Origin of the sequence: Pseudodesulfovibrio sp. lm2024 (genome assembly GCF_051175575.1) — a bacterium.
GTDB lineage: Bacteria > Desulfobacterota > Desulfovibrionia > Desulfovibrionales > Desulfovibrionaceae > Pseudodesulfovibrio > Pseudodesulfovibrio caledoniensis.
The window spans coordinates 1540509-1558287 of record NZ_CP195092.1 but is presented as its reverse complement, the minus strand read 5'-3'; the positions used below and the strand labels follow the sequence as shown (position 1 = coordinate 1558287).

Annotated in this window: 11 protein-coding genes; 8 read left to right on the top strand and 3 right to left on the bottom strand. The window is 63.1% G+C overall.

Annotation, left to right across the window (positions count from 1 at the left end):
• The first annotated feature begins 50 nt into the window (after window positions 1-50).
• Window positions 51-329 (top strand): hypothetical protein, encoded by a 279-nt coding sequence (locus ACR42D_RS07175; protein ID WP_484566143.1) that lies wholly within the window; start codon window positions 51-53, stop codon window positions 327-329.
• Window positions 330-460: 131 nt separating this feature from the next.
• Here the strand turns inward: ACR42D_RS07175 and ACR42D_RS07170 are convergent, their stop codons facing one another.
• Window positions 461-715 (bottom strand): SHOCT domain-containing protein, encoded by a 255-nt coding sequence (locus ACR42D_RS07170; RefSeq protein WP_484566142.1) that lies wholly within the window; start codon window positions 713-715, stop codon window positions 461-463.
• 71 nt (window positions 716-786) lie between these two features.
• The gene (locus ACR42D_RS07165) at window positions 787-1227 is read right to left on the bottom strand and encodes a zinc resistance protein (RefSeq protein WP_484566141.1); all 441 of its coding nucleotides are present in this window, start codon (window positions 1225-1227) and stop codon (window positions 787-789) included.
• Window positions 1228-1459: 232 nt separating this feature from the next.
• Between ACR42D_RS07165 and ACR42D_RS07160 the strand changes: the two genes are divergently transcribed.
• The gene (locus ACR42D_RS07160; RefSeq protein ID WP_484566140.1) at window positions 1460-3256 is read left to right on the top strand and encodes an ATP-binding protein; all 1797 of its coding nucleotides are present in this window, start codon (window positions 1460-1462) and stop codon (window positions 3254-3256) included.
• A gap of 13 nt (window positions 3257-3269) precedes the next feature.
• On the top strand, window positions 3270-4628 hold the full coding sequence (locus ACR42D_RS07155) for a sigma 54-interacting transcriptional regulator (RefSeq protein ID WP_484566139.1): 1359 nt from the start codon (window positions 3270-3272) through the stop codon (window positions 4626-4628).
• Window positions 4629-4635: 7 nt separating this feature from the next.
• Here the strand turns inward: ACR42D_RS07155 and ACR42D_RS07150 are convergent, their stop codons facing one another.
• Window positions 4636-9120, bottom strand: coding sequence for a PAS domain S-box protein (locus ACR42D_RS07150; protein WP_484566138.1), 4485 nt, complete (start codon window positions 9118-9120; stop codon window positions 4636-4638).
• Between the two features lie 465 nt (window positions 9121-9585).
• On the opposite strand from ACR42D_RS07150, the gene ACR42D_RS07145 reads away from it, so the two are divergent.
• The 5 genes from ACR42D_RS07145 (at window position 9586) to ACR42D_RS07125 (ending at window position 17600) form a co-directional block, all read left to right on the top strand.
• Window positions 9586-11019: an amino acid permease gene (locus ACR42D_RS07145; protein WP_484566137.1), complete on the top strand. Its 1434-nt coding sequence runs from the start codon at window positions 9586-9588 to the stop codon at window positions 11017-11019.
• A 25-nt stretch (window positions 11020-11044) separates the two neighbouring features.
• Window positions 11045-12439, top strand: coding sequence for a glutamate decarboxylase (gene gad, locus ACR42D_RS07140; protein ID WP_484566136.1), 1395 nt, complete (start codon window positions 11045-11047; stop codon window positions 12437-12439).
• Between the two features lie 300 nt (window positions 12440-12739).
• Complete coding sequence (locus ACR42D_RS07135) at window positions 12740-12961, top strand: hypothetical protein (protein ID WP_484566135.1); 222 nt, start codon at window positions 12740-12742, stop codon at window positions 12959-12961.
• 608 nt (window positions 12962-13569) lie between these two features.
• On the top strand, window positions 13570-16182 hold the full coding sequence (locus ACR42D_RS07130) for an ATP-binding protein (protein WP_484566134.1): 2613 nt from the start codon (window positions 13570-13572) through the stop codon (window positions 16180-16182).
• Window positions 16167-17600, top strand: coding sequence for a sigma-54-dependent transcriptional regulator (locus tag ACR42D_RS07125; RefSeq protein ID WP_484566133.1), 1434 nt, complete (start codon window positions 16167-16169; stop codon window positions 17598-17600). The genes ACR42D_RS07130 and ACR42D_RS07125 overlap by 16 nt, the downstream gene beginning before the upstream one ends.
• Window positions 17601-17779: the final 179 nt, after the last annotated feature.

Genomic DNA, 17779 nt, shown 5'->3' with positions numbered 1-17779 from the left:
ATCCCGTCCGCGCATTGCCTCCGCCCGGATAAAATTATAGAAGCATCGCCATGAGCAACCTCCATGACATCAAATCCAGGGAAGCCGTGATCGCGCAGGCGGTCCGCCACATGAACCACCACGGCGGCAGGCTCGAAACATGGTTCGTCGGCATCGAGGAAAAGGGCTCGGACCGCGACGCCAAGAACGACCGCCACCCCATCCACTTCCTGCTGCCCAGCGAAGACGACGCCAAGGCCGCCATGTCCCAGCTCCTGGACATGGGCCTCCAGGCCGACGACGAATACGGGGTGCAGCCGGTCATCCTGTTCGTGTACACGCCGAAATAGGCGGCGCCCCGGACAAGGGCGTAAAAAAAGACCGAAGGCAATATCCGCCTCCGGCCCTCGCGGCCCTGCGCCGCATCAAATCTCTTTCGCCTCGTTGACCGTTGCGCCTCCCGCTGGCCGGGCGGCGCGGCCTACTCCTTCAGCAGGCTGCGGATCTTGCGGAACTCCTCGGTGGAGATGTCGCCGTTGGCGTACTTGCGCTTCAGGATCTCCATGGAGTCCTCCCTGTCCCGCCTCGCGCTGGAGCCGGAGCCCGCTCCCTGGAAGAGCCGTACCACCAGAAATATCAACAGGCCCATCAGCAGCAGTCCGAAAAGGGAGCCGAAGCCGCCCATGAACCAGCCATGGCCCGGTCCGTACATGAAACCCCAACCGTGATGCAGCATATTCCTGTCTCCTTACGGATTTCGGCGGGAGGAGCCCCGCTCCTCCCGCCGAATTTGCGAACGTGTTTCGCCTACCAGGCCGGGCAGTTGGCGCCGTTGCCGTAGCCCATACCGTAGCCCATCATGCCGCCGCGTCCCATGCCGCCGCGCATGCCGTGGCCGGGGCCCATGCCGTAGCCCATGCCGCCGTACTGGGGCAGCCCGAGCTCCTTGGCCTTGGCCTGGACGGCCGTGGCGTTCTTTTCGATGTTCTCGGTCAAGGCGCGAACCCGCTTGGCGTCCGGGTTCTGTCCGGCCATGATGGCCGCGATCTCGGCCCGGTCGGCGCGTATGGCCGCACGCAGGTCGGCGGTGGAATCAACGAACTCCTGATGCACCTTCGGGTCCACCTGGCTGGCGTAACCCGGTCCGACACCGTTGCCCTGCCAGCCGTGCATGCCCCAGGCCATGGCGTTGACGGAAACCAGGGAGACAACCGAAACAACCGCGAGTGCCATAACAAACTTCTTCATGATAAAACCTCCTGTAGGGTTTTGTTCGTGTTGGTACTCTCTCTATGGCAAGGGGCGTGCCAAACCTCGAATCAACATACTTAACATGCTGATCATACTAAATATATTGTACTGAACTGCGGACCTGCGGCCAAATTTATCCTTGCCAAGACGCCCTTGTGTGTTTAATTTTTAACCAGTTCACAAGATATGGCAGTCTAAAAATTAACCAACCGCACCCGGCAGGTCGGACATGCAGCTGAAAGCGAAGATTCTGGGAAGTCCCGCATCCGTCTGGATGATCCTGGGCATGGCCTCCATCATGACCCTGGTGGTCGTGACCCTGGCCGTGTTCAACTACAACCGCGAAGTCCGGTATATGGAAAAGGTCCTCGGCGAAAAAGGCGGGGCCCTGATCCGCTCCTTCGAGACGGGCGCGAGGGTCGGCATGATGGGCGACTACGGGGCCGAGGGCAGGCTCCAGGCATTGATCGACGCCACCGCCAAGCTGCCCGACATCCTCTATATAGTGCTCACCGACCGGGAGGGCCGGATCATCGCCCACAGCGACTCGCGGAAGATCGGCAGCGTGTTCCTGGGCGCGGCCCAGATACAGGCCCTGCGCCCGGACCAGAAGGCCAAATCCGCGGTCATCGAGAGCGGCGCGGACCAGGGCTCCTTCGTGGTCTACAAGGAGTTCGTCCCCCTGAAGTCCGGCGGCTTCAGGATGATGCGCGACATGATGGGCCACCACATGTCCTCGTCCGGCGGCGGAAGAGGGGACGGAAGCGGCAACGGCCGCTGGGGGATGATGCGGCGGCGGGCCGAAGAGCCGCCCGGCGAGGGCGTCGAGAAGCCGCTGATCTTCATCGGCCTGGACATCGCCCCCTTTGCCGAGGCGCGCAGGACCGACGTCCGGGTCATGGTGACCACGTCGGCCGTCCTGCTGCTGGTCGGCCTGGGCTGCATGGTCTCGCTCTTCTGGGTCCAGGCGTACCGCCGCTCGCGCGAGCAGCTGCGCGACACCCAGGCCCTGGCCGCCGAGATCGTGGCCAACCTGCCCATCGGCATGATCGTCACCGGCCCGGACGACTGCGTGACCCGCATCAACCGCGACGCGGCCTTGCTCCTGAACGTGGAACCGGACGAAGCCCTGGGGGCCGCCGCGCGCGACGTGCTCCCGGCCGAGGTCGCGGACCTGGCCGCCGAGTCCGCCGCAGCGGACGCTCCCGTGACCAGGGAGCTGCAGATCAAAAACGGGGAAACGGCGTCGCCGGTCAACGTCGGCGTGGCTCCGGTGACCTCGGACGGGTCCGCCCTTCTTGGGACCATCTACATCCTGAGCGACCTGACAGAAATCCACCGCCTCCAGGCGGACGTGAAGCAGCGCGAGAAGATGGCGGCCATCGGCAACCTGGCGGCGGGCATCGCCCACGAGGTGCGCAACCCGTTGAGCAGCATCAAGGGATACGCGACCTACTTCGCCGGGCTGTTCGACGAGGGCAGCGAGAACCGCAAGGCGGCCACGGTGATGATCGCCGAGACGGAACGGCTGAACCGGGTCATCTCCGAACTCCTGGATTTCTCGCGGCCCTCGGACTTCAAGTTCCGCAAGGCCGACCCGGCCATGGTCCTGGACACCGTGTCCCGGCTGCTGCAGCAGGACGCGGCCGACCAGGGGGTGGAGGTCGCCGTGGACATCGCGCCGAACCTGCCCGAGACCGAGATGGACCCGGACCGCATGGTCCAGGCCCTCTTGAACATCGGCATCAACGGCATCCAGGCCATGGAGCCCGGAGGCCGCCTGTCCCTGCGCGCCCAGGCCTCCGTGGACGGCCTGGTCATCGAGGCCGAGGACACCGGCCAGGGCATTCCCGAAGCGGACCTGGCGACCATTTTCGATCCGTATTTCACGACCAAGAGCCAGGGGACCGGGCTGGGCCTGGCCGTGGTCCGCAAGATCGTGGAGGGGCATGGCGGCGGCGTCCATGTCTCAAGCACCCCGGGCAAGGGCACGACCTTCGCCATCACCCTGCCGCAATCACATTGAGGGAAGACACGCAATGAAGACCACCATACTCATCGTCGACGACGACAAGGGGCATCTCTCGATGCTGAAGACCATCCTCGGCGGATGGGACTATGAAACCGCTTTGGCCATGGACGGCGGCGAGGCGGTCTCGGCCGTGAGGGAGCGCCCCTTCGACGCCGTGCTCATGGACGTCCGCATGGCCAAGGTCAGCGGCATCGAGGCCCTGGAGGAGATCAAGGCCTACAACCCGGCCATCCCGGTGCTGATCATGACCGCCTACTCCTCGGTGGACGTGGCGGTCGAGGCCATGAAGCTCGGGGCATACGACTACCTGACCAAGCCGCTCAATTTCGACGAGCTCAAGCTGACCCTGGAGCGCGCCCTGGAGCACCGGCGGCTGACCGAGGAGAACCGCCACCTGAGGGAGACCGTCTCCTCCGGCCAGACGCTCAAGGGGATCATCGGGACCAGCCCGGCCATGCGCGAGGTCATCGAGATGGTCAAGGTGGTCGCCCCCACCGAGGCCACGGTGCTGATCACCGGCGAGTCCGGCACCGGCAAGGAGCTCATCGCCCGGGCCATCCACCTGAACTCCGCGCGCAAGGCGAAGCAGCTGGTGACCATCAACTGCGCCGCCCTGTCCGAGACCCTGCTGGAATCCGAGCTGTTCGGGCACGAAAAAGGCGCCTTCACCGGCGCGGACAAGCGCCGCGACGGCCGGTTCATGCAGGCCGACAAGGGAACCATCTTCCTGGACGAGATCGGCGAGATATCCATGCCCATGCAGGCCAAGCTGCTGCGGGCGGTGCAGGAGCGGGAGATCCAGCGGGTGGGCAGCGACACAGTGCAGTCCGTGGACGTGCGCATCCTGGCGGCCACCAACCGGGACCTCAAGGCCGAGGTGGACGCGGGCCGGTTCCGGGAGGACCTCTACTACCGGCTGCACGTCATGGCCCTGCGGCTGCCCGCGTTGCGCGAGCGCCAGGACGACGTCCCCCTGCTGGCCAACTTCTTCCTCGAACGGTTCGCGGAAAAGAACCGCAAGGCGGTCAAGGGATTCACCCCCCTGGCCATGGACATGCTCATCCACCACGCATGGCCCGGAAACGTCCGTGAGCTGGAAAACACCATAGAGCGGGCGATCATCCTGTGCATGGGCGAATACGTCACGGAAAAGGAGCTCCCGGCCACCCTGCTCAAGAACTACGAGCAGGACGCCCCGGCGGACAACGGCCACGGGCAGCTCGGCGGTCAGCCGTTGGAGGACGTCCAGAAACTGGCCATCCTGGCCACCCTGGAGCAGACCGGCGGGAACAAGAGCGAGGCGGCCAAGATTCTCGACATCACCCGGACCACGCTGAACAACAAGTTGAAGAAATACGGGATGTGAGGGCGGATCAGGCGTCTTTGCCCGAGACCCGTCGGGACAGCCCCAGTTCGTCGAGCTTCCTGAGCGCCACCTCGAAATCGTAGTTCTCCACCGCCTTGACGAGGCTGCTCATCTCGGCCGCGTGCCCGCGGACCCCGAGCATGGAACGCAGCTTCTTGGCCACGGTCAGGGCCTCGGCGTTGAACTCCTCGAGCAGGGCGCGCAGTTCCCCCAGGCATTCCAGGATTTCCCCGGTCACTTCCCCTTCGCCCGCCTTGGCCGGGCCGGACGGAGCGGGCGGGGCGGACGGCTCGCCCAGACGCTTCAGCGTCTCTATGACCGGGGCCAGCTCCTCCTCCACGGCCCCGAGCAGCCTGCCGATCTCCGCTTCCGATGCATTCCGGGCGCAGGCCGATTCCAGGTCCTGGGCGCGCTCACTGACCCGCGTGGCCCCGATGGTGGCCGCCACCCCCTTGAGGGTGTGGACGCACCGTTCGGCGGCCATGGCGTCGTCCTCCCGGCGCGCGGTTGCGAACATCTCCCCGAACTTCTCGTAATCGCGCAGGAACTTGCCCAGCAGGGAGCGGTACAGGGACTCCTTGCCCTGGACGTAGCGCAGCCCGGCCACCACGTCGATGCCGTACAGGCCGGACAGGTCCATGTTCATCTCGGGCAAGACGGAGGCGGCCCGCCTGCCGGACGGCTTGACCCACTTGCCCATGGTCTGGAAGAGCTCCTGGATACGGATGGGCTTGCCGATGTGGTCGTTCATGCCCGCCTCGATGGACTTCTCCCTGTCCCCGGCCATGACGTTGGCGGTCATGGCGATGATCGGGAGTTTCTTGAAGCGGTCGATCTTGCGGATCTCCCGGGTCGCGGTGTAGCCGTCCATGACCGGCATCTGGCAGTCCATGAGCACGCAGTCGAAGTGCTCCCGCTCCAGCATCTCCAGCGCCTCCTCGCCGTTGCCGGCGACCTTGCAGGCGATGCCGTTGCTGGCGAGCAGGTCCACGGCCACGTCCTGGTTGATCTCGTTGTCCTCCACCAGGAGCACCTTGGCCCGATGCAGCTTGGCGGTCATCTGGCCCAGTTCGTTCTGTCTGAAGCCGGTCCGGCTCGCCCGCTTGGTCACGCCCTGCTCGGCGACCATGATGGTGTCGAGCAGGGTCGACGGCAGTATGGGCTTGCTCAGGACGCCCACCACGGCGGGCTCGTCCTTGGTCTGGTTGTCTATGTTGAAGGTGCCGTACGCCGACACGAAGACGACCTTCGGCGTGTGGGTGATGGCCGGGCTGGTCTTCATCATCCGGACCATGTCGTGCCCGGTGATGCCGTGCAGGTCCCAGTCCAGGATGGCGAAATCGTAGATCCGGCCGTCCGCCTGCCCTTCCAGCAGGGCCAGCCCGGCTTCGGACGAATCCGCCAGGTCGTACGAGAAGCCGAACCCGGCCAGCATCTCGGCGAAGATGGTCCGCGCGGTGGCGCTGTCGTCCACCACCAGCACGTGCAGAGGACGAATATCCAGGTATTCATCCCACTTGGGCGGACGGGACTGCTTCTTCAGTCGGGCGGTGAAATGGAACGTGCTGCCGATGCCCGACTCGCTCTCCACCCAGATGGCCCCGCCCATCATCTCGGTCAGCTTCTTGGAGATAGCCAGCCCCAGCCCGGTGCCGCCGTATTTGCGGGTGGTGGAGGTGTCCGCCTGGCTGAACTGCTGGAAGAGCTTATCGCGCTGCTCCGGGGTCATGCCGATGCCCGTGTCGCGCACCGAGAAATGGAGGGTCACGTCATCCCCGGTTTCCTCTTCGAGGCGCACCGAGATCACGACCTCGCCGCGCGGGGTAAACTTGATCGCGTTGTTCCCGAGATTGAGGAGCACCTGGCCCAGGCGGAGCGGGTCGCCCACCAGGGCCGTGGGCAGGTCGCCCGGCAGATCGAACATCAGCTGGAGCCCGGACTCCTGAGCCCGCACCCCCAGGACGCTCGCCAGATGCTCGAACACCTCCCCCAGGAAGAACTCGGTGTTCTCCATGTCCATCCTGCCGGCTTCGATCTTCGAAAAATCGAGGATGTCGTTGAGGATGCCGAGCAGGTTCTCGGCCGACACATGGACCTTTTCTATGTAGTTACGCTGCTTGTCGCTCAGGTCGGTCTGCAGGGCCAGGTGGGACAGCCCCATGATCGCGTTCATGGGCGTGCGGATCTCGTGGGACATGTTGGCCAGGAAATCCGACTTGGCCCGGGTGGCCTGCTCCGCCTCCTCCTTGGCCTCGGCCAGGGCCTTGGCCACCGCCTTCCGGCTGGTGATGTCCTCGATGATTCCCTCGATGGTTTCGAGCTCCCCGTCCTTGTTGAAGACCGGGTGCATGGAGTTGAGCAGTTCGTGCCGCGTGCCGTCCATATGGATGTAGGCCATCTCTATCTCGAGGGCGGACTGGTTGCGCCGCATCGTCTCCCTGAACTCCTCCACAGCCCGCTCGGATACGCCGGGCAGCCAGTCGACCACATCCTGCCACTTCCGGCCTATGGCCTTTTCGCGGGGCACGCCCAGCACGGACAACACGCTCTCACTGATGAAGAGAATCTCCCCGTCCGGCTTGTGGCTGAATATGGCGAAGCGCCCGGCCAGGTCCTCAACCAGCCGCTGGTACCGCTCCCGACTCCTCCTGATCTCGTCCTCCATGGCCTTGCGCTCGGTGATGTCGCTCAGCACGGCCACGAAGATGGGGTTGCCGTTGACCACCGCCGAGTTGAGGGCGATCTCCATGGGGAACTCGGAACCGTCCTTCCTCCTGGCCCGGGCCACCGTCTGATTGCCGATGAGCCCTGTCCGCCCGCCCCGGTTGAAATTCCGAAGATAGAGGTTGTGTTCATGGGCGTAGGATTCGGGCATGAGAATGTCGACGCTCTGGCCGATGACCTCGTCCTTGGCGTAGCCGAAAATATCCCGCGCGGCCGGGCTGAACTCGTTGATCAGCCCCTGGGAGTCGATGACGATGATACCGTTCCTGGCCGTATCGATGATCCCGCGCAAATGCGCGGTCCGCTCCTCGACCTTGTCCTCCAGCTCCTTTTTGGCCTTCTCCAGTTCAAGCCTGCTTTCTTCGGCTTCCGTGATGTCGACAAAGGTCTCCAGCAGCAGATTCCTGCCTCCCTTGGAAATCATGGAGACGGATTTCATGATCGGGATGACGGTTCCGTCCTTGTGCAGCAGGGAGCGCTTGGACATGTCCTTGGGCTGGCCGAGATCCAGGATCGGGCATTTGTTCTGTTCGGCGGGGCAGGTCAGCTGATGGCATTGCCTGCCGACCACCTCCTCCTCGGTCCGGCCGATCATCTTCTGGCCGAACCGGTTGATGGCCACTATTTCCCGCGTATCGGGGTCGACCAGCAGGACGCCCGCCTCGATCGAATGGAACAGCTGGGACAGGAATTCCTCGTTCTTCCGGATTTCATCCGACTTGGCCAGGATCGCCTGTTTCGAACTGTCGATACGGTCGAACATGGTATCGAGAAAGAGACTCAGGTCGTGGATTTCGTCGTTCCCGCCGATGTCGATGGGGGACGCCTCGTGGCCGTTCCTCTCCCGCCTGGAGAGCCGGGACATGAGCAGGTCGAGCCGGTTGAGGACCTTTTTGTGGAGCAGGTAGAAGCTGAACAGGCCGATAAAAAGGATGGAGGTGAAGATGACCGCGAAATAATAGTATGAAATGGTCTTTCCTTCCCTGGAGATAGCCCTTTTCACCACCACCTTCAGCACGGCGACCACCCGCCCGTTCACATCCTGCAAGGGAACCAGCCCCGCCGAGGTCCTTTTATCGGGATAGGCCAGGTGCACGAGCCCCCCGGAATCCGGGGTGCGTCCCTCATACTCCCCGCTCCCCTCCGGGAGGACGAGCGACACATCGGCGCCGAGCAGGGCCGATACGCCCTCGATGAGCTCGCGCGTGATCATGCGCGCCATCATGAGGTGCCCCATGGCCGGTCCCGATTTCGAGCTGGTCAGGATCGGGCGCTTGACGACCATGAGCAGATCCCCGTTCCCCAGCCGGACAATGCCGCCGAAACCGCCGGGATGCAGAGGCATGGGCGGAAGGCTCCCGGACGTCAGCCGGTAGATATTCTGCGCGAGCGCCATATCCACATTGCCGTCCGGCCGAAACGCCTCCAGATAGACCGATTCGCCCCGGCTGTTCTGGATCGAAATGCAGACGAGCGATTGGTCCGCATAAGTCCCCGGCGCGAGGTTGGACTCGATGTAGGCGCTGTTGCCGTCCTGCGCAAAGATATAGGTGTCGTCCCACTCGGCCCAATCCAGGGTCAGGTCGTTCAGATAGGAGAACTGCCTGTCGAGAACGCCTTTGGCCATGACCGCCATGGAGCGCGTATGCTCGTCCTCGATCGTCTGGAACCCTCTGGTCAGGATCAGCTCGGAAGCGAGGAACTGGCAGATGGCGAAAAAGACCGCCACCGTGATCACGCCCGCCAGGAAAAAGGTACGCAGTTTCATATCAGGCCCCTTCGGCAGGAAAGGGATGAGCGCCGAATCCGATTAATTTCATTCATGTCTTCAAGGCAATAGGCAAGAGAATCCACGCCCGGCCATCAGCGGCTCGGGCCGGACGCCGCACCCGGCACACGGGCGGCGCATCCATGGCACCATGGTCATACCGCAGGGTCCCGTCGTCCATTATATTATTGAGGCAACAGATTGACTTACCAATCAAAATAGAGATTATCTGTTCCAAACGCACGTTTCATCTCTCTCATCTCTTCGACATGCCGGGTTCCGCGCTGCGCCCCCATCCCTGATCGGTAGTGGAACCGTGGAAAGACAGGTCCCCGGTTGATTCGACGCCGGATATGGCCTAGTGTTCATGGGCATTGCCCTGGCTGACGCCGTCCCCCGCAAAAGCCGCTCCATGCAGCCGATACCGGTTCGGGCGCTGTTACCGCACTACCCCCAGGAGGCCCCATGAAGAAATCCGGCAAGATGAGCATCTTCACCCTCTGCATGATGACCGTGGCGGCCGTGGTCAGCCTGCGCGGACTGCCCATGATGGCCAAGGAAGGGCTGTCCATGATCTTCTACATCCTGTTCGCGGCGGTCATGTTCCTCATCCCGGCCTCGCTGGTCGCCGCGGAATTGGGCGGCAGCTTCAGCGACAAGAGCGGCGGGGTCTACACCTGGATATCCGAGGCGTTCGGCACGCGCTGGGGGTTCACGGCCATCTGGCTGCAATGGATCCAGAACGTGGTCTGGTACCCCACCGTGCTCGGCTTCGCGGCCAGCGCCCTGGCCTATCTTTTCATGGACCCGGCCCTGGCCGCCAACGGGACGTATACCGGGGTCGTCATCCTGGCCTGCTACTGGGCGGCCACCTTCCTGACCCTGGCCGGATCGGACATCGCCAGCTCCATCACCAAGTACGGGGTCATCTTCGGAACCATCCTGCCCGGCGTGTTCATCATCGTCCTGGGGCTGCTCTGGATCGACCAGGGCCACCCCATCGAGTTCCTGCAACACAGCGCGGCGGCGGTCGGCGGCCATCCGCACATGCGCATCTTTCCCCACTTCACCGGGTTCGGCAGCGTGGCCTTTCTGGCCGGGATCATCCTGCTCTTCGCCGGGGTGGAGGTGCATGCCGTGCATGCCAACGAGATGGACAATCCGTCCAGCCAGTTTCCCGAGAGCATGTTCCTGGCCTCGGCCATCATCTTCACCCTGTTCCTGATGGGCTCCGTGGCCGTGGCCGCGGTCATCCCGGCGGACGAGATCAGCCTCACGGCGGGGTTGATGCAGGCGTTCGGGCAGGTCCTGGATTCCTTCGGCATCGGCTTCCTGACGCCGATCATAGGCCTGTTCGTGGCCTTCGGGGCCATCGGCGGGGTCATGTCCTGGGTCGGCGGCCCCAGCCGGGGGCTTCTGCACACGGCCCGGCAGGGGGAGATTCCGCCCTTCATGGCCAAGGTCAACAAAAACGGCATCCAGATCAACATCCTGCTCATCCAGGGCGTCATCGTCAGCCTGCTGGCCGGGCTCTATTTCATCATGGACAATGTCAGCGTGGCCTTCTTCGTCCTCTCCGCCATGACCGTGACCCTCTACCTGGTCATGTACATCCTCATGTACTCGGCGGCCATCAAGCTGCGCTACACCCGGCCGGACTTGCCGCGCGCATACAAGGTCCCTGGCGGCAACATCGGCATGCTGCTCGTGGCCGGGGTCGGGCTGCTCGGCGTGTGCTTCGCCCTGCTGGTGGGCTTTTTCCCGCCCAGCAACCTGCCCGTGGGCAACCCGGCCCTGTACGTCGGGCTGGTAGCCTCGGGCATGATCGTATTCATCGGGCTGCCGCTGTTCATCCATTCGCGCAAGAAGCCCGAATGGAAACAGGACATGAACGACTGACCGTCGACCAAACCAAGGAGATACAATGCCTCTTCACGAACAGGATCTGATCAGGGACGAGTTGCTGGACGACGTCTATGCGCCCACGGACCTCTCCGTCCGGATGCCCAAGCACCGTTTTCCCGACGAGGAACACGATCCCCGCCACGTCTACCAGGCGGTCCACGACGAACTCATGCTCGACGGCAACTCGCGCCAGAACCTGGCCACGTTCTGCCAGACCTGGCTCGATCCCGAGATCCATCAGCTGATGGACGAGAGCGTGGACAAAAACATGATCGACAAGGACGAATATCCGCAGACCGCCGAACTGGAGGCGCGCTGCGTGAACATGCTGGCCGACCTCTGGAACGCGCCGGACGCGGCCAATACCATAGGCTGCTCCACCACCGGTTCGAGCGAGGCCGCCATGCTCGGCGGCATGGCCATGAAATGGCGCTGGCGCGACAGGATGCGCGCCCAGGGCAAGCCCACGGACAAGCCAAACCTGGTCTGCGGCCCGGTCCAGGTCTGCTGGCACAAGTTCGCCCGCTACTGGGACGTGGAGCTGCGTGAGATTCCCATGGCCAGGGACCGTCTGATCATGTCCCCGGAGGAGGCGCTGAAACGGTGCGACGAGAACACCATCGGCGTGGTGCCCACCCTCGGCGTGACCTTCACCTGCCAGTACGAACCGGTCAAGGCCGTGGCCGAGGCCCTGGACAGGTTCCAGGAGGAAACCGGCCTGGACATCCCGGTCCACGTGGACGGAGCCAGCGGCGGGTTCCTCGCCCCGTTCATCGACCCGGATCTGGAGTGGGATTTCCGCCTGCCCCGGGTCAAGTCCATCAACGCCTCGGGCCACAAGTACGGCCTCTCCCCCCTGGGCGTGGGCTGGGTCATCTGGCGCGACAAGAGCGACCTGCCCGAGGACCTGATCTTCAACGTCAACTACCTGGGCGGCAACATGCCCACCTTCGCCCTCAACTTCTCGCGCCCCGGCGGCCAGATCGTGGCCCAGTACTACAACTTCCTGCGCCTGGGCCGGGAAGGCTACCGCAAGATTCACCAGGGCTGCTACGACACGGCCCAATACATCTCGCAAAGAATCGGAGACATGGGCCCCTTCGAGATCATCTACGACGGCCACGGCGGCATCCCGGCCCTCAGCTGGTCGCTCAAGGAAGGCATGGCCCCGGGCTTCAACCTCTACGACCTCTCGGACCGGTTGCGCAGCCGGGGCTGGCAGGTCCCGACTTATTCCATGCCGCCCGACCGCGAAGACCTGGTGATCATGCGCATCCTGGTCCGCCACGGCTTCAGCCGCGACCTCGGCGAACTGTTCATCGCCGACATGCAGCGCTGCCTCGACTACTTCAAGAAGAACCCGGTCGCCCACTCCCTGACCCGGAAGGACGCGGGCGGCTACAGCCACTCCTGACCCGAGCCGGGCAAGGCCGCCAGCTTGGCCGCACTCAAAAGGGCTTGTCCCGTCCGGGGCAAGCCTTTTGTCCTTCCGGCGGAGAGGAACGAAACCGAACTCTCCACAATTAACCTAATATTATCATAGTATTAATCAAACCACACACTCGCCATTACCACCAACTGCGGCGGATCGTGATACCCGGTGAGGCTGAACGGCATACCGGGCTTGATTTCTTTTGGAAGTTGCCGGATGAAGGAGCGTCAGCGATTGAACGCACTCTCTCGATAACCAGTTGGCAATAATCGGAGGATTTACATGGCTCTTTTCAGGAACAAGAAGAACGGCAATCTATATTTCGCCCTGGGCACGGTGACAAACGCGACCAACGCTCAGGACGATCAGGAGATGGTTCTTTATCGCCCGGTAAAAAGCGAAAGGCTGTTCTGCCGGGAACAACAGGAATTCAATCAGAAATTTGAAAGCTTGGATGCGGACGAGATCGTGGATTCGCTCGGTCCGGTGAAATGTAATCCATAGACGACGCCATCTCCTTGTTCTTGCCCCCCGGCGGCGGAGATGGGCAGGTTCTGTCAAAGAGCGAGCAAAGGCCTGGCACAAGCCGGACGTCAGGGGGAAGGGGGACGCCTCAGGCGCACCCTTGATCTTTGCGCTATTCAAACCTGGAACAGGAATCTGCCTGCGACGGTTCAGGCAGGCTCATTCTCGAATGGCAGACTCGCCTTGGTTACGCACCCGTGGCCTCCATTCCAATTTTATTGGAAGCCTCTCCCTCTCTCAGAAGACATTTTCCACTCAGAATGGAAAATACTCCTTGCTGCCGCTACCGGAAGCACGTATCGGGCACGGGCACGAACGATTTGCCGACGGGTATGGACTGGTACGGATATTGAAAATCCACTCGTGTCCATTCCACCCCGGCACAAAGGATTCCGACCATGGCGAAACGCCCCGCGCCCGCAACCCATTTCAGAAAAACCGGCCGGCCTGCCCCGCCACATGCGCAGCCTCACAGCGCAACGGGCAAACGGTTGGCAAGTGCTGGGTCCCTTGTGGAGTCCGGCCGGAGCAAGCGGGCGGCGTTTCACAAAAGTCTCCCCGGCAACTAGAAAAACAGGCAACACCCTATGCGCCGCTTTTTCATCCTCCTCTCCCTGCTTATCCTGATTTCCATGACGGGATGCAACTTCATTGAAGCGGCGAATCCGCTTTCCCCGGAGGAGCAACAATGGATCAAGGACCATCCGGACCCGGTGACCGTGGGCGTCGGGCTGCACTATCCACCCTATGAAACCTTCAGCCTCAACGGCAAATACCAGGGGCTGAGCGCGGACTTCATCCGCCTGATCAGCGAAAAGACAGGGCTTCAATTCGAGCCCGTCCGCTTCCGGAACCGGCAGGAGACCGAAAAGGCCCTGCTCGCGGGCAAGGTCGAGGCCATGGCCGCCCTGGAGATGACTCCCGAACTGCGTGAGACCCTGGACTTCACCCAGCCGTACATCAGCGTGCCCGCGGCCATTATCTGCCGCAAGGAATTCACCGAGGACCTGACCCTGGACAAGCTGGCGGGCATGCGCATCGGGGTGACGGTTTCCGACCACTTCATCAAGTATCTGCATGAGCGGTACCCGGACGGCGGCTACACCATCGTCCCCATGAGCGGAGGCTACATCGGCGGCCTGCGCTCCCTGGCGGTGGGCGACGTGGACGCACTGATCTGCGACATGGCCCTGGCTTCGCGGTACATCGCCAACGCCCGGATCAGCAACCTGCGCATCGCGGGCGTGACGAACTATTCCATCGAGCTGCGCATCGCCTCACGCAAGGACGACCCCATGCTCGGCAATATCCTGCGCAAGGGATTGAGCATGATCCTGCCCCACGAACGCCAGGTGGCGGAAGAGGAATGGCTCTCCCTGCAATACCGTCCGTTCTGGGCCAGCCGGACCTTCTGGTTCAGCGTGTTCGCGGTGTGCGGCGTCATCGTCGCCAGCATCGTCCTCATCCTGTTCTGGAACCGCAGCCTGAAACGGCAGGTCAACCAACGGACCCGGACATTGAGCTCCATCAACCGGGTCCTGCTCGATACCCTGGATTGCCGTACGGAACAGGAGGTCATGCTCCGCTGTCTGGCCGAGGCCAAGGCCATGTCCCGCAGCAACGAGGCGTTCCTCGCCCGGATTGCCGAGGGAAGCCGCATGGAGCGTGTGCTGGCCGTTTCCGGCGAGACGGACCAAGGGGGTCCGCTCACGCCGGAAGAGGAGACGGTCCGGTTGAGCGACGAACAGCTGGAGGACCTCCGGGCGGGCCGCCACATCCATTTCCGCTCGCAGGGCAGCGAGAACCGGATAGTCGCCGTACCGCTGAAGGCCGTGCCTATGCAGCGGGAAACGGACAACGACCTGACCATCATCGGCGTGATGCGACCGCGCCGGGAGTTCACCAACGGCGAGACCTCGCAGCTCACCGAGGTGCTCTTCGTCTTTGAAGAGGTTATCCAGCGCAAACGCACGGAGATATCCCTTCACGAAAAGGACCTTCAGTTGCAGCGGGCCCAACGGATGGAGGCCCTGGGTACTCTGGCAGGAGGTATCGCCCATGATTTCAACAACCTGCTTGGCGTCATCATCGCCAATGGCGAAATGATCGAGATGTTCCATCTGGAAGAGGCCGGACAGAGCCTGGAATCCAAGACCAGGGCCATTCTGGCCGCCGCCTACCGGGGCCGGGACCTGGTCAGCCAGATATTGAGCTTCACCAGCAGGGGCAACGAAGAGGCGCAATCGATCACGATCAGCCCCATCGTCAAGGAAACGGTGCGGTTCCTCAAATCCTCCCTGCCCGCGTCCATCGACATCCAGTACCGCATCGGCCAGCCGGAGCCGCCGGTCCTGGCGGACCCGACACAGGTCCATCAGGTGCTCATGAATCTGTGCACCAACGGCGCCCACGCCATGGACCAGAACGAAGGCACCCTGCTCATCGACCTTCGGTTCGAGAAGAGCGCCCGGCATCCCGAACAGGAGGGGCCCGACGGCAAACGATTCCTGGTCCTGGCGGTACAGGACACGGGAAAGGGCATTCCCCCGGACCGGCTGGAACGCATCTTCGACCCCTTTTACACGACCAAGCCCCTTGGGCAGGGAACCGGGTTGGGCCTGTCCGTGGTCCAGGGCATCGTCAAAGGATGGGGCGGATTCGTCAGGGTGGAGAGCACCCCCGGCAAGGGAACCTCCTTTCATATCTACATCCCGGCCGCACGGGAAGTGCCCATCGCCCAGCCCCGGGCCGTTTCGGCGCACCATCTGCCGAAAGGTTCCGGCAGCATCCTGTTCGTGGACGACGAAAAGGCCCTTGCCGAGTCCTGCGGGGAATTGCTGGGCAATCTCGGCTACGGGGTGCGCACCGTCACGGACAGCAACGAGGCTTTGCGGATATTCACCGCCTCCCCGGAGGCCTTCGACCTCGTCATCACGGATTACAGCATGCCGGGGTTGCGCGGCGACAAGCTGGCCCGGAGCATCCTGGATATCCGGCCGACCATCCCCATCATCCTGTGCACGGGCTACAGCCACAGCTTCGCCGAGAACGACGCCCGGCAACTGGGAATAGAAGTATTCCTCCACAAACCGGTGGATCTCCGCAATCTGGCCATCTGCGTCAGCCGTTTCCTCCGTCCGGCGGGCAGTTCGTTCTCCGACAAACAACAGAGCAAGGAAGAGACATGGCAAAAGTCCTGATCATAGACGACGACAGGCCCACCTGTGAGGCCCTGATGGAGCTGGTGCACAACATCGGACACGATTCGGACTGTGCGCTGACGGCCGCCGACGGCGTGCGCAAGGCGGAAGACGGGGATTTCGACGTCGTCTTTCTGGACATCCGGCTGCCCGACGCCAACGGGCTGAGCGTTCTGCCGACCCTGCGCCAGCGCCCCCTGCCGCCCGAGGTCATCATCCTGACCGGCCTGGGCGACCCGGACGGGGCGGAGCTGGCCATCCGCAACGGGGCCTGGGACTACCTGCAAAAGCCCCTGTCCCCCAAGAAAATTCTGCTCCCCCTGCAACGCGTGCTTAAGTACCGGGACACCCTGCGCAAACACACCCGCCTGCCCGAGACCTTCGACCGTTGCGGCATCGCGGGAAACAGCCAGGCCACCACCATGGCCCTGGAAAAACTGGCCACGGCCGCCCGCAGCGACGCGAGCGTCCTGATCACCGGCGAAACCGGCACCGGCAAGGAACTCTTCGCCAAGGCGCTGCACTACAACAGCCGCCGCTCCACCGGCCCCTTTATCGTGGTCGATTGCGCCTCCATTCCGGCCACCCTGCTCGAAAGCACCCTGTTCGGCCACGTCAAGGGCGCGTTCACCGGGGCGGACCGGGCCAGCGAGGGGCTGGTCCTCAAGGCGAACAAGGGCACGCTCTTCCTGGACGAGATCGGCGAGATGTCCCTGGACCTGCAAAAGCGGCTGTTGCGCGTGCTGCAGGAGCGCCGGTACCGGCCGGTGGGCGCGGGGCACGAGGTGGAAAGCGACTTCCGCCTGGTCGTGGCCACGCACCGTGACCTCGGCAGGCTGGTGGAGGACGGGCTATTCCGCCAGGACCTGCTCTACCGGCTGGGGGCCATGACCCTCGAGCTGCCGCCCCTGCGCTGCCGCCGCGACGACCTGCGGGAACTCTCCGAGAGCATCGTCAGCCGCATCTGCGACGGATACGGCATCCCCCACAAAAAGCTGAACCGCGAGGTCATGGAACTCTTCGAGGCGTACGACTGGCCCGGCAATGTGCGCGAGTTGGGCAACGTCCTGGAAAGCTCCATCGCCGCGGCCTACGACATGTCCGAACTATACGCGCACAGCCTCCCGGAGCAGCTGCGCATCCGGCTGCTCAAAAAGGCTATGTCCCGCAACGCCTCCTCCGACTGCGCGCCGAACGCCCCGGGCGAAGAGGAAATCGACGAGGCCATCGAGTCCGACGGAGAAATCCTGCCCTACAAGATCTTCCGCCAGGAAATCCTGAGCAGGGCCGAGGAACGCTATTTCAGGCGGCTCTTCGAGGCCTGCGACGGGGATGTCAAACGCGCCTCGAAGATCTCGGGCCTGGGGAAGAGCCGACTGTATTCGCAAATCAAGCGATACCGTCTCGACAAGGCATAGCTTTCCACTTTTTTCGGAAATTCCACTTCCGCTGGCCCCGAGCTTTCCTCTCCAGGCAGAACAACGCGGCTCACGCCGGGTAGAAACTCACTCAACATACTTGTTTTACATTATATTTTTAATGGCACGGTTATTGTTAATACGATGCCGTGTTTCCCAGTTTTCTTAATTGTAACGTG